This window comes from Flavobacteriales bacterium (assembly GCA_020435415.1).
Taxonomy (GTDB): Bacteria; Bacteroidota; Bacteroidia; order JACJYZ01; family JACJYZ01; genus JACJYZ01.
On the sequence record JAGQZQ010000033.1, the window covers coordinates 1 to 13,268 of the forward strand.

Here is a 13,268-nt window from a genome sequence, read left to right on the forward strand (position 1 = left end):
CATCGAGTGGGTTCAGCCCGCGACCGAATCCACCGGAGTTCTGGGCGGAGAAACGATGACCGTGGATCTTCCCGGAGACAACTTTTACCAGTTTGTAGCCAGCCGGCTTACAGAGGATCCGGATGTGGACCGCACCGCCGGCCAGCTGGATTTTATCATTGATGTCGCCGGAGAAGATCTGAATACCTACATGGCGGTGAACCGTCCGTCAACCGGGATCATCCAGGAAAGGCCGGAGTATTCCAATATCGAAAACGGTTTCGGGATATTCTCCTGCCGGTATTCACAAAGCGTTTTGGGGAAAGACATGACCCTTACTTCCCTGGACTCCTTAAGAGAAGGACGCTTTACCAAGCACCTGGGATTTCTTTGATTTTATGACGATTTGGCAGAGGTTGTCAGTCGGGGAGAAAGTCATTTCCACCTGTTTCTGTCAATATTGCCCATATCCGTCTGTGGTATAGTGATTGTGTAAGCAAGACCAAACGCATTTATTCATTATTCAATTAGCAAAGCAATGGGAAAAATAATAGGAATCGACCTGGGAACCACCAACTCATGCGTGGCCGTGATGGAAGGCAATGAGCCCGTGGTAATCCCTAACAGTGAAGGTAAACGCACGACCCCTTCCATCGTAGCATTTCTGGACAAGGGTGAAAGGAAGGTAGGAGATCCGGCGAAGCGTCAGGCCATCACCAATCCCGAGCGTACGATCTATTCTATCAAACGTTTTATGGGAAACAACTTTGGTGAAGTAACCAATGAAGCATCCCGCGTTCCCTATAAAGTTGAAAAAGGAGATAACAATACCCCGCGTGTGCGCATTGACGACCGTCTGTATACCCCTCAGGAAATTTCAGCCATGGTTCTTCAGAAGATGAAGAAAACCGCGGAAGACTACCTGGGAACCGAAGTGACGGAAGCCGTGATCACCGTACCTGCATACTTTAACGATGCACAGCGTCAGGCCACCAAGGAAGCCGGTGAAGTTGCCGGACTGACCGTAAAACGGATCATCAACGAGCCTACTGCCGCGGCACTGGCATACGGACTGGATAAAAAGACAGAAGACCTTAAGATCGCCGTATTTGACCTGGGTGGAGGTACATTCGATATTTCCGTTCTCGAACTGGGCGACGGTGTATTTGAAGTAAAATCTACCAATGGTGACACCCACCTCGGTGGTGACGACTTTGATGATGTGATTATCAACTGGCTCGCCGATGAATTCCAGAAAGACGAAGGCCTTGATCTCAGAAAAGATCCGATGGCCCTGCAACGTCTGAAGGAAGCTGCGGAGAAAGCCAAGATCGAGCTTTCCAGCTCTACATCAACAGAGATCAATCTGCCATACATCATGCCGGTAGACGGTATTCCCAAACACCTGGTGCGTAACCTCAGCAGGTCACAGTTTGAACAACTTGCTGATAAGCTGATCCAGCGTACCCTTGAGCCATGTAAGGCAGCAATGAAAGATGCGGGCATGTCACCCAACGAGGTGGACGAAGTGATCCTCGTCGGAGGTTCCACCCGTATCCCTGCGATTCAGGAAGTGGTTGAGAAATTCTTTGGAAAGAAACCTTCCAAAGGCGTGAACCCTGATGAAGTGGTGGCCATCGGTGCCGCTATCCAGGGTGGTGTACTTACCGGAGAAGTGAAAGATGTACTGCTGCTGGACGTAACACCCCTCTCCCTTGGTATCGAAACCATGGGTGGAGTGATGACCAAACTGATCGAGTCGAATACGACCATCCCGACGAAAAAATCGGAAACGTTCTCAACGGCTTCGGACAATCAGCCGTCGGTAGAGATCCATGTGTTGCAGGGTGAGCGCCCCATGGCCGGGGATAACCGGACCATCGGAAGGTTCCACCTCGACGGTATTCCACCGGCACCACGTGGTGTTCCTCAGGTAGAAGTGACCTTTGACATCGATGCCAACGGTATCCTGAATGTTTCTGCGAAAGACAAAGCCACCGGCAAATCACAGCAGATTCGTATCGAAGCGTCTTCCGGTTTGTCAGACCAGGAGATCGAGAAGATGAAGAAGGAAGCCGAGGCCAATGCAGAAAACGATAAGCAGAAGAAAGAAGAAGTGGACAAGCTCAACACCGCTGACCAGCTGATCTTCCAAACCGAGAAACAGTTGAAGGAATTCGGAGATAAGCTTTCTGCCGATAAGAAAGATCCGATCGAGAAGGCACTTCAGGAGTTGAAGGCTGCCTACGAGAAGAAGGAGCTTGCTCCGATCGAAGCCGCAATGGAAAAGCTGAACGAGGTCTGGAAGGCTGCATCCGAAGAGATGTACAAGGCCAGCCAGGAGCAGCAAGGCGGATCATCCGATCAGGCTCAAGGCCAGCCCAACGCTTCTCAGGGTGGCGACGGTGAAGTCACCGACGTTGACTTTGAAGAGGTGAAGGACGAAAACGGTCGCTAATTTTACAAACCAACATCAGGGAAAACCCCGGGAAATTTCCCGGGGTTTTTTATTTTCGGTGCCGCTATGCATTCCAATCTGGTCCGGCTTCACCTGGTGGTGGTGATCTTTGCGTTTACCGCGATACTCGGTAAGCTGATCAGCGCTGAACTTCCCACATCGCTTCTTGTCTTCTACCGCATGGTCATCGCTTGCGCCGGTTTATATGTCTATGTACGGATCCGGCGCAGAAACCTCGCAGTAAGCCGACGCATAGCCATGGGTTACCTTGGAGTGGGCGGACTGGTGGCCTTGCACTGGATCTTCTTTTTTCATGCGATCAAAGTGTCCAATGTGTCTGTGACGTTGGGGTGTTTTGCGTCTGCGGCTTTCTTTACCAGTCTGCTCGAACCCCTCATCACTAGAGGTAGGTACTCCAGATTGAATATCATTCTGAGCGTTGTGGCCATGTCGGGTTTGTATATGATCTTTCGTTTCGAGCTGACCTATGTGGAGGGCATGGTCCTGTCGTTATTGTCCGCCCTGCTGGCCGGTTTGTTCACCGTGATCAATAAAAAGATGGTAAGCCATGGTCAGCCCCTGGTGATGAGTTTCTATGAGATGCTGGGGGGTGCGGTTGTGTTAGGGTTGTACAACCTGTATACCGGTTCCTGGATGGTTCCTGCGGGAACGGACCTCATTTACCTGCTTATCCTGGGACTGGTATGTACCTCGGTGGCTTTTGTGATGTCCATAGACGTGATGAAAACGCTCAGCGCCTTTCAGGTTTCCATGACGGTGAACCTGGAGCCGGTCTATGGTATTCTGCTGGCCGTAATGATCTTCGGCGATTCTGAGTGGATGTCACCGGGTTTTTATGCCGGTGCTGCCATTGTGCTGTTGGCGGTACTGGTGCATCCGTGGCTGGAGAAGTTGGGTTGATGTGGTGATGTATGATGTGATGATGTGGTGATGTGATGATGTGGTGATGTGGTGATGTGGTGACCTGCCCGCCGACGCTTGGCCATGACGGGGCAGGCTGGTTTGGTGATTGATGAACTGCCCGCCGACGCCTGGGGTGCAGATGGCAGGCTGGTTGGTTGGTTAGGCGAAGGTTCCCGAATCGCTATGCTCTCGGGACAAGTTGTGCCTTCGTCTGTCTATCTCGTAGCTTTAAGCTACATTCTTTCCTTCCCCTAAGAACTTTAAGTATTGTCATTCCGAGCGAAGCGAGGAATCTCACAAATGTCCGAATCAGCCAAAGTAGGATTTCGCCGGTAAGTGGTCCGCGGGTCAATTACTAATAAATAGTTGATTTTCGAGTAATAAAAAAGACGACCTGTTTGGTCGTCTTTTTTTTGGTCATTGGGCAGGCATGCCATGTGGTTGCGGCGTGCCGGCTTGTGCGGGGTAGGGTTCCCCGGGATTATGGTTTGGATGATTTTTCTTCAGGCATGACCTCACCACCACTGGGTTCGGCTTGTTCGATCTTCTTGGCGGCATTCTTTCTTGCTTTGCCTAAAGAACTCTTTTTCTTTTTGGGGTCTGCTTCAGGAGTCGGCTTGGCCTCTGCTTCAGCTTTTTGCTCTGTTTGCTTGGCTTCAGCTTTGGGCTGGTTGCTCTCTTTGCCCTGGATGCTGCTGGGGGTTCCTTCTTCCCGGATAATCAGGTCGCCGTTTTTATCCTTATCCGTAGGGGTTGTCTTATCCGGTTGGGGCGTAGCGTCGGTTTGTGCCCATGCGGTTGTTCCGCCGAAGGCGAAAAGCATAAGGGCTAGTGTAAGGGCTTTGCTGTTCATTGTTTTTTGGTTTTTGTCAAGGTAAGACAAAAATGATACCAAAAAATAACAGCACGTGTGGTTATTCTTCCGAAAGGAGGGAGGCGGCCTCATCCAGCGTGATGGTTTCTCCTTCGTGGAGGGCAACCATCTCCGGTTGTTTTACCCCTGCGTTGGTGGCATCTGAAAGAAATGCCTTGGCCTGGTTGTAAGTATCGAACTCTTCTGAATGGTAGCGAACGAACTCTTCGTCGCCGGTCTCATCTTTTACAGCACCTTCCAGTGAAAGTACGGCGGTCAGATCATCCACCGGGATATCGCCACGGAATTCTGCCAGGACCACCATGAACTTCACATAATCGTCCGACATTTCCGCAAGGGAGGGGTCTGATTCAAATGGGTTTTCTGTCGGAACGGCCATGGACTGGTCGGCGCTGTCGGTGGTCATTTCAGGTGGCGCAACCTCTTCCATTGTATCATCTGAAGATTGCTGTTCACCGTTGTCATTTTCAGGGGCGGCCTGTTCATTGTCCTGGTGGTTTTCCTGATCCTGATGATCTTCTTCTTCCTGTTTGGGTGCATTGTTACCATCGGATGGCAGCACGGGATCATTTGCAGGGGTGGTTTTCTCCTCTTTACCCGCAGCCTCTTCCGCAGCCAGGGCCTGGGTGATGTTGATTCGCTTTCCGTCCTTGTAGGCCACGACAAAGGCTCCTTCAAACCCTTTCACCAGCATATTGATCTTATGATCGACTGCCTCTTTGTACTGGTAGAATGTTCCGGACATGTATTTATACATTCCGTTTTCGGTTTTCAGACTGTTCAGGTCTTTGATGCCATGGAAGGTTTCTTCCGGAACCACCTTGCTGAAGGCACCCAGCTGAACCCGGTACAGCACCTTGTCAAAGGACATGGTTTTCTCATCTTCCGTTTGTTCACCCTGCAGTCTGGTCACCACTTCTTCGTCGATGTCAACACCGCGGAGGAATTCAGGAACCCACTGTACGACTTCCGTACCAGATATGCCGGAGTTTTCCAGCACCTGTCTTCTGACTTCCGCTTCTTCAGCCGTGCGGAAAGACCCAACGGTGATGACCGTTTGTCCTTTGTCGTTCTTTTCCGTACGCAGATCCTCGAGGTTGAGGAAGGCGTCCATCATATCGGCGGGAATCCCTTCATCAAAGGTTCCTACAAGAATCCGGTATTCTGCTTCTTCCTGTATGTGTTGTCGTGAATCAAAACCGAAGTCCCCGGTGCTGTCGATGTACTCCATGTAAATATCCAGGATGACTTTGGGTGTCATGAGTTTCCCCCTGGTATCAACCAGGGTATCCTGCAATGTGGCGGGCTCTTCATCACGGAAGTTGGGGATGCCGTCATTGTCGTCATCCATAGGGCATCCGTGCAGATCAACCGGTTGTCCTTCGGGTGTTTCCGGACACAGATCATCCACATCCTTTACACCATCCATATCTTCATCTGTTTCTCCGAGTACAAAAAAGTCGACGCCCTGGAAGTGCAGGTCATCTTCGGTTGGACTCAGGTTCAACAGATAGCTTGCACCGAAGTAGGTAAACATAAACTTGTCGTTACCGCCGCGGCCTTTTCTGCCACCTTCACCTTCTTCTGTGATGTTGTCGATAAAGTCGGTAAGGGTATAGTGAAAGTTGGTACCTACTTTAAAACTGATCTCCGGAGTAATGTTCATGCTCACACCACCTCCAACAGGGATCACAAAGGATGTCAGGGGATAATTACCAAAGCCATCCAGGTTGGTATTCTGCAAGTTGGTTTCGTAGACATAGTCTCTTTGAAGGACAATGGAGCTACCGGCATTCGGATCAGACTCGGCCATATTCCGGATGGATCCGTCGTCCCAGTAATAGTAAGGTTCATTATTTGCGTCAAACAGATCCCCTTTTGGTTTGAAATACATGTAGGATATACCCAGGTTCACATAAGGCGTGAGCACGCGTTGTGAAGGAAGGAATGTACTGAAATCATAGAATGCCTGAAAGCCTCCGGAGTAGATCGGGGTTTGAAAATTCAGGTTACGTTCGAGGCTTTTTTCGCTGGCTTCCACTTTACCGGCAAGGAAAAAGAAGCCGACATGGAAGGCAGGTTTAATTTCTTGTCTGATCTCCAGTTGAAATCCGGGTTTGGTTTTATATGGTTCATTCAGCTGGTCGTAGCCAACATCACCATAAAAGCGCATCATACCGGCTTCCAGCGTGAATTCGGGTTTGATAGGGAAGGGGAGGCCTTTGGCCGTATCCTGGGCGAAGGCTGTACCGCATGCGGTTGCAATCAGTAAAAAACAAACGCCAAATCTCAAAAACCCGTTCTTAATCATAGGATTCATTATCTAATCGTTGGCCGTTTATACGGGCAACATCCAATTTGGTTATAGGGAACGGGGAACCTATGAAACGCGCATGGTACAGTGCTTACCTGAACCATTTTTGCTGGGTGATCATCAGGGCCTCCTGCACGGTGATCCGCTTTTGCCCGTTATAGGCTGTTACAAAAGGATTCTTTACGTTATTCTGGGTACGGATCACCTCCCTTTTATCCCGTGCATCTTTATATACAGACAGCTTACCAACGGTGTATTTGTTCCATCCCTGGTGTTGTTCAGGGACCACGGTTTCTGTGATCTTTTTCCTGGTGTTGAAATATCCCAGATCAACGGTACTGTTTTGTAGTGCCATGATCTGCACCCTGTAAAACACACCGGTTTGCGGTGGTGGTATATTAGTCACACCGCCAGATGCCACATCCTGTTTCGGAGGATCCACTTTCTTTTCCGGTGGTGTGGGAGGGGTGACCGGCGGAGTGGTTATTTTCTCACCGGTAAGCGGATCTTCCTTTACTTCCGGCTCATCGGTCTTTACTTCATCCGGTGCATCGTTTGTTCCACCCTGGTCCATGGCCAGTACATCGCCTTCTTTCAGGGTGAACGGATCGATCACATATTTCTTGGAAGCTTCATTCTCCTGGAAAGTAAAAGCGCCTTCGATGTGGTCACCGGGTTTGATGGTTGCAGGGGCTTTCACTTTGTATGAAATGGTGAAAATCTGATCTTCGGGAAGATTCATCCATAAGAATTTCACGTCCTCACCGACAAAAGAAAAAATAGCGCCCTGGGTTTCGATTCCGGAGGCGCTATATCCTTTAGGCAGTGTTTCCTGTATCTTGGCGAAGCCGGTGACATTGTCTTTGTTTATCTTGATGGATACCGTGAATTCCTGGCCACCGGTAATCTGCTCGGGGAATACTGTTCTTACCGCGGATACCATGGCAGGAGTCGTCGTAGCAGGTGGTGCTTCGGCCGTTTCGTCAGCAGGTTTGTCCGTGCTGACCGTAGGAGCGTCCGGGCTGCTATTTATCACGTTCAGTTTTTTCACGGGAATGGAAGCCATTTTACGTTCGTTATTCACCACATAAGAAAAGCGTCCACCCATGAACACTTCACCGGAAGGAACATTGTCTGCAACTTTCACCTCATAAGATATCTTCATGGCGGCATCCGGTGGCAGTGACATCCAGATAAATTTGACGGAACGGTCTTTAAAAGAGAAGGTGGCGTTGGCTGTATTGACCTGTGTGGCGGTAAAGCCTTCCGGCAGGTCCTGTTGCAGCTTTGCCAGTCCGGCCAGTTCTCCTTTGACAATGGTGATATCCACTGTGAATGTTTCACCGGCTTTGACGGTGGCCGGGAAGTTTTGCGTGATGGTCACATCGTTCACCATGATGGAAAGCCATTGGAACAGGCTAACAAGTAAAAGGTGAATGGCAATCAGCAGTGTTTTTATCATAGCCACAGATTATTGTTCAAAGAAATAGTCGATCAAACGGTAAAGGCCTTCGATGTCGAACGAACCGACACCCTCAAAGAATTCATCGATCACAGCGGTGATCTCTTCCGACGAGATAAACCCGTCATTGTTTTTATCTCCTGCCCTCAGGCCTTCAGGAATATTGGATGATCCGCTGGTGCCCGTTCTGTTCTTTTCAGACATCTTTTCGTAGATGGCATCCAGGGTGGAGCGGTCCATGGCCAGGGTGTCGCCGCGATTGGCGCGTTCCTGGAGCATTTCATCGGTGATGACCATACCTTCCGCATTCACCCTCGATCCGGGTCGCGAGTTGGGTTCCTGGTCTCTGTAGTCGGGTACACCGTCCTTATCAGAATCAACGGGACAACCTTTGCTGTCGGATTTAACGCCGATGGGTGCGTCGGGACAATCATCTTTCAGATCAGATATGCCATCGCCGTCACTATCTGTTGCATCGATAGAAGCAAAGTCAAATGTTTTGTATTCTTCCTTATCCTTCTTCCGCTGGTCTCTGCCGGGGTCACCACCTCCAAATCCATAGTGAAGGGCTACATTGGAATAGAGGTAACGGTCGTTGTCGAAGAACCCACCGTTGTCATCGAAGTCATCGACATTATCTGAAAAGATAAAATTGTAGGAGGCGCCTATGCGGGCATCGAACCGGTCACCCAGTTTCAGTTTCAGTCCGAATTGAAGCGGAAGGGTTACTGAACCGTGGCTGTATTCGCTGCCGGTGCTGTCCAGGCTTGTTTCATAGGTATAATCCCGCAAAATTTCTGTTCCGGCGGGATTGCTTTCATCGGCGTTACGGATGGTACCGTCAGACCAGTAGTAGTACTTCTGATTGTTGGCGTTAAGCAGATCTCCCTTCGGATTAAAGAACATATAGCCGATGCTGGCACCCAGGTATGGTGTGAACTTGGCGCCTCTATCCATGATCACATCATTATCGAAGTGAAGGGTGAAGCCCAGGTCTACCTGAAATAAACTTGATTCGAAGTTCAGGTTACGGGTGAGAGATCTTTCCTGCTTGGAAATCTTGCCTGTGTGAATGCCCAGGTCCAGGCCGATCAGGTTTCCCAATCGTCTTTCGGCGGTGAGGTTGACACCTTTTCTGAAATGGCTGAAAGAGCTTCGGATGGTATTGTTCTCAACCTTACCGACATCACCGTAAAAGGAGTAAAGGCCAACGCCAAAACCCACAGACCAAAGTCGCAGAATGTCATTTGACGGTGGCCGGATCTCCTGTGCTTTCTCCTCAGCCTTGGCTTCCTTTTTATTCTGCGTCGGCGACTCTTCACCGCCATCCTGAGCCTTCACTCCAGCAGAGAGTAACAAGGCCGCCGAAAAAGATAGGGTGTAAAGTTTGTGCTTTGAGATCATACGGAGCGCTTTACATTCATGCGTTTTGTGTGGCAACCGGGAAGACCAGTTTCTCCCCGCACGCTAATTCACAAAACTATCTGAATATCACTCCGGAACGATGCAGTGGCTTTCTATTTTTTAAACAAAATACTGTTAATAACGGTAAGACGGATACGCTGAATCACCGGACAAACTCCGGCTTAGTCCCTTTGAATGGAGACTCAACTGAGATTCAGTTCTATCACAGAATATCTTAATAACGAACACCAATTGATTGCCATGGAATCACCGGTGAAGCCGAAAAATCAGAAGTTGGGTTTCAGCAGGTATTTGCTGTAGAATGAGGTGATCTCCTTCGTGGCTTCTTCTGCGGTATCTACCAGTTTGAAGAGGTTGAGGTCTTCCGGACTGATGTTCTTCTCCTCCAGCAGGGTGTTTCTGATCCATTGATCCAGACCTGTCCAGTATTTTTTGCCAACGAGTACGATAGGGAATTTTCCGATCTTCTTGGTCTGGATCAGGGTAAGGGCCTCGAACAATTCATCCAGCGTTCCAAAGCCACCGGGAAGTACAATGAATCCTTGTGAATATTTCACGAACATCACTTTTCGAACAAAGAAGTAATCGAAATTCAGCAGCTTGTCTTTGTCGATAAATTCGTTTGCTTCCTGTTCGAAAGGCAGGTCAATATTCAGTCCTACGGATTTTCCTTTTCCCTTGGCGGCGCCTTTGTTGGCAGCTTCCATGATGCCAGGACCTCCTCCGGAAATGATCCCGTATCCTTCCTGAGTCAATTTGAAAGCGATGTCTTCCGCGAGTTGATAGGCCGGGTGTTCGGGAAGGGTACGTGCCGAACCGAAGATGGTCACACACGGACCGATCTGAGTCATCTTTTCAAAACCTTCTACGAATTCTGCCATGATCTTGAATATCTGCCAGGAATCCGCAATTTTAACTTCATGCCAATCCTTATCGGTAAAAGCTTTGATGATCTTTTCTTCACTCATAACTTGGAATCTTAATTGGTTAATTTGCCCGTTGCGGGAATTCTTTAACGTACCAGGCGGGCATTTAGTTCTACCTGAAGGTATTTACCTGTCGGGCTTTTGGGGTGCGTCACGATTTCCTCCGGGCTTCCTTCGCAAATGATCACGCCGCCTTCATGTCCGCCTTCCGGTCCGAGATCAATGATATGGTCCGCGGTTTTGATGACATCCATGTTGTGCTCAATGATCACGATGGTGTTGCCTTTTTCCAATAATTTGTTCAACACCTGAAGCAGTATTTTGATGTCTTCAAAGTGCAGACCGGTGGTGGGTTCATCCAGGACGTAGAGTGTTTTTCCCGTATCCTTTCTGGATAATTCCGTAGCCAGTTTAATGCGTTGTGCTTCTCCGCCTGAAAGTGTGGTGGAGGGTTGACCGAGACGGATGTATCCCAATCCAACATCCTGAATGGTTTGTATTTTCTGGGTGATGGCCGGTATGCTTGAAAAGAATTCCAGTGCGTGCTCCACCGTCATTTCAAGAACGTCATTGATGTTTTTACCCTTGTAGCGAACCTCCAGGGTTTCTTTGTTATACCGCTTGCCCTGGCATTTTTCGCACAGCACGTAAACATCGGGTAGCAGGTTCATTTCGATGGTGGAAACGCCTGCGCCCATACAGTGTTCGCAACGTCCGCCCTTTACATTGAAAGAGAATCTGCCCGCCTTATAACCCCGGATCTGCGCTTCCGGTAACATGGTGAACAGGTTCCGGATCTCCGTAAATACACCCGTATAGGTGACCGGGTTGGAGCGTGGCGTACGCCCGATAGGTGACTGATCTACCTCAATCACTTTGTCGATAAACTCCAGCCCATCTATCTTTTCATAGGGTAATACGTCCTGCGGTGTGCGGTAAAAGTGATGATGAAGGGCAGGGTATAAGGTCTGATTGATAAGCGATGATTTGCCGCTGCCCGAAACACCGGTAACGCATACCAGCATTCCGAGGGGAAGGTGCAGGTCCACATTTTTAAGGTTGTGTCCGGTAGCACCCTTGAGACTCAATACATGGCCATTTCCTTTCCTGCGAGTGTGAGGGATCTCAATGGCTTTGGTGCCGTTCAGGTAGCCTGCCGTAAGTGAACCGGCATGCATCAGTTCTTCGGGAGTGCCCTGAGCCACGACCTTACCTCCATGTTCACCTGCCATGGGTCCGATATCAACCACATGGTCTGCAGCCAGGATCATTTCCTTGTCGTGCTCCACCACCAAAATGGAGTTATCCAGATCCCGAAGTTCCTTGAGGGACCTGATGAGTTTTTCATTGTCCCGTTGATGCAGACCAATGCTCGGTTCATCCAGGATATAAAGTACACCGGTCAGTTGTGCCCCGATTTGTGTGGCCAGTCGTATACGTTGTGCTTCACCTCCGGACAGACTTCTTGCGCTCCGGTTGAGCGAGAGGTAGCCCAGTCCGAGGTCACGCAAATAGGAAATTCTTTTGTTGATCTCGATGAGGACCTCTTTTGCAATGGCTTGTTGCTTCGGAGTAAGTCGGCTTTCAACTTCCTGTGCCCATGCAGACAGGTCTGTCATGTTCATGGTTGCCACATCTGAGATGTTCTTATTGTCGATCAGAAAGTGGCGTGATTCTTTTTTCAATCTGCTGCCTTCGCATACCGGGCAGGTGACCTTGCTCATAAAAGACCGTGCCCATTTACGCATGGCTTCTGTGGTCGCATCCACAAATTGTTGATCAATAAACGAAGCGATGCCATCGAATTTAAGCAGGTAGGTTCTTCCCGATGAGGCACCTTCTTCTACCTCAAACGCTTTGTCCGAACCGTATAGAATAATATCCAGCGCCTCTTTCCTGATGCTGTGGATGGGTGTTTCAAGGGTGAACCCGTATTCCTTGCCGATGGCCGTCAGCTGTCTCAGTATCCAATCCTGCTTTTTCTCCTTTAAGGGAAGGAGGCCACCGTTTTTCAGTCCCAGGTTTTTATTGCCGAGTATCTTTTCCGGGTCTGCCTGGTAGAGTTCGCCAAGGCCGTTACATTCCGGGCATGCACCATAAGGTGAGTTGAATGAAAAGGTATTGGGGGCAGGTTCATCGTAGGAGATGCCGGTATCGGGGCACATCAGGTGGTGGCTGAAATGCCTCAGCTCATCTTCCGACTTGATCATGAGACTGCCCTTGCCGTGGCGGAAGGCGGATTTGATCGCTTCTTTGCAACGCGAGGCGGTCTTTTGAGACACACTGAATTGATCCATGATCATTTCAATGTCGTGTGTTTTGTACCGGTCAACGGACATTCTCGGCTTAAGGTCGCGGACCTCTCCGTCGATCATGATGCGCAGATAGCCTTGTTTCCGTACCTGTTCAAACAGCTCCCTGTAGTGACCTTTCCTTCCTTTCACCACCGGTGCAAGCACGGTAATTTCCTTTCCCTTGAACTGTTCCATGATCACATCAAAAATCTGATCATGGGTATAGCGTACCATTTTTTTTCCCGAGGTGTAGGAATAGGCTTCACCTGCCCGGGCAAAAAGCAGTCGTAGGAAATCGTAGATCTCAGTTACCGTTCCCACTGTGGAGCGCGGGTTTCTGGAAATCGTTTTCTGTTCAATGGAGATCACCGGGCTGAGGCCGTGGATATGATCCACATCGGGTCTTTCGAGATTCCCCAGAAACTGCCGGGCATAGGCCGACAATGTTTCAATGTAACGTCGTTGGCCTTCCGCATAAATGGTGTCAAAGGCCAGGGACGATTTACCGCTTCCGCTCAAACCTGTGATCACAACAAGCCGGTGGCGCGGAATAACCACGTCCATATTTTTCAGATTGTGCACACGTGCACCGAGTACCTCCAGGCTTTCCAT

Annotated in this window: 9 protein-coding genes; 3 read left to right on the forward strand and 6 right to left on the reverse strand. The window is 49.5% G+C overall.

Annotation, left to right across the window (positions count from 1 at the left end):
• The 3 genes from KDD36_07275 to KDD36_07285 form a co-directional block, all read left to right on the forward strand.
• A partial coding sequence (locus tag KDD36_07275; protein MCB0396437.1) for a hypothetical protein occupies window positions 1-373 on the forward strand: 373 nt, incomplete at its 5' end.
• A 144-nt stretch (window positions 374-517) separates the two neighbouring features.
• Window positions 518-2,437 carry a molecular chaperone DnaK gene (gene dnaK / locus KDD36_07280; protein MCB0396438.1) on the forward strand — a complete coding sequence of 640 codons (1,920 nt, stop codon included), beginning with the start codon at window positions 518-520 and terminating at the stop codon, window positions 2,435-2,437.
• 66 nt (window positions 2,438-2,503) lie between these two features.
• Window positions 2,504-3,358 carry a DMT family transporter gene (locus tag KDD36_07285; GenBank protein ID MCB0396439.1) on the forward strand — a complete coding sequence of 285 codons (855 nt, stop codon included), beginning with the start codon at window positions 2,504-2,506 and terminating at the stop codon, window positions 3,356-3,358.
• A gap of 484 nt (window positions 3,359-3,842) precedes the next feature.
• On the opposite strand, the gene KDD36_07290 is transcribed toward KDD36_07285, so the two are convergent.
• The 6 genes from KDD36_07290 to uvrA form a co-directional block, all read right to left on the reverse strand.
• The gene (locus KDD36_07290; protein ID MCB0396440.1) at window positions 3,843-4,214 is read right to left on the reverse strand and encodes a hypothetical protein; all 372 of its coding nucleotides are present in this window, start codon (window positions 4,212-4,214) and stop codon (window positions 3,843-3,845) included.
• 61 nt (window positions 4,215-4,275) lie between these two features.
• Window positions 4,276-6,555, reverse strand: coding sequence for a hypothetical protein (locus KDD36_07295; GenBank protein ID MCB0396441.1), 2,280 nt, complete (start codon window positions 6,553-6,555; stop codon window positions 4,276-4,278).
• Between the two features lie 85 nt (window positions 6,556-6,640).
• Window positions 6,641-8,011: a hypothetical protein gene (locus KDD36_07300; protein ID MCB0396442.1), complete on the reverse strand. Its 1,371-nt coding sequence runs from the start codon at window positions 8,009-8,011 to the stop codon at window positions 6,641-6,643.
• Between the two features lie 9 nt (window positions 8,012-8,020).
• The gene (locus tag KDD36_07305) at window positions 8,021-9,415 is read right to left on the reverse strand and encodes a hypothetical protein (GenBank protein ID MCB0396443.1); all 1,395 of its coding nucleotides are present in this window, start codon (window positions 9,413-9,415) and stop codon (window positions 8,021-8,023) included.
• Between the two features lie 287 nt (window positions 9,416-9,702).
• The gene (locus tag KDD36_07310; GenBank protein MCB0396444.1) at window positions 9,703-10,404 is read right to left on the reverse strand and encodes a TIGR00730 family Rossman fold protein; all 702 of its coding nucleotides are present in this window, start codon (window positions 10,402-10,404) and stop codon (window positions 9,703-9,705) included.
• 44 nt (window positions 10,405-10,448) lie between these two features.
• On the reverse strand, window positions 10,449-13,268 hold the full coding sequence (gene uvrA, locus KDD36_07315; GenBank protein ID MCB0396445.1) for an excinuclease ABC subunit UvrA: 2,820 nt from the start codon (window positions 13,266-13,268) through the stop codon (window positions 10,449-10,451).

What these genes read in the sequence shown, in the direction of transcription:
- KDD36_07295 (MCB0396441.1), bottom strand. Translation starts at nt 6,555, where the DNA reads ATGAATCCTATGATTAAGAACGGGTTTTTGAGATTTGGCGTTTGTTTT.
- KDD36_07305 (MCB0396443.1), bottom strand. Translation starts at nt 9,415, where the DNA reads ATGATCTCAAAGCACAAACTTTACACCCTATCTTTTTCGGCGGCCTTG.
- uvrA (MCB0396445.1), bottom strand. Translation starts at nt 13,268, where the DNA reads ATGGAAAGCCTGGAGGTACTCGGTGCACGTGTGCACAATCTGAAAAAT.
- KDD36_07310 (MCB0396444.1), bottom strand. Translation starts at nt 10,404, where the DNA reads ATGAGTGAAGAAAAGATCATCAAAGCTTTTACCGATAAGGATTGGCAT.
- KDD36_07285 (MCB0396439.1), top strand. Translation starts at nt 2,504, where the DNA reads ATGCATTCCAATCTGGTCCGGCTTCACCTGGTGGTGGTGATCTTTGCG.
- KDD36_07290 (MCB0396440.1), bottom strand. Translation starts at nt 4,214, where the DNA reads ATGAACAGCAAAGCCCTTACACTAGCCCTTATGCTTTTCGCCTTCGGC.
- KDD36_07300 (MCB0396442.1), bottom strand. Translation starts at nt 8,011, where the DNA reads ATGATAAAAACACTGCTGATTGCCATTCACCTTTTACTTGTTAGCCTG.
- dnaK (MCB0396438.1), top strand. Translation starts at nt 518, where the DNA reads ATGGGAAAAATAATAGGAATCGACCTGGGAACCACCAACTCATGCGTG.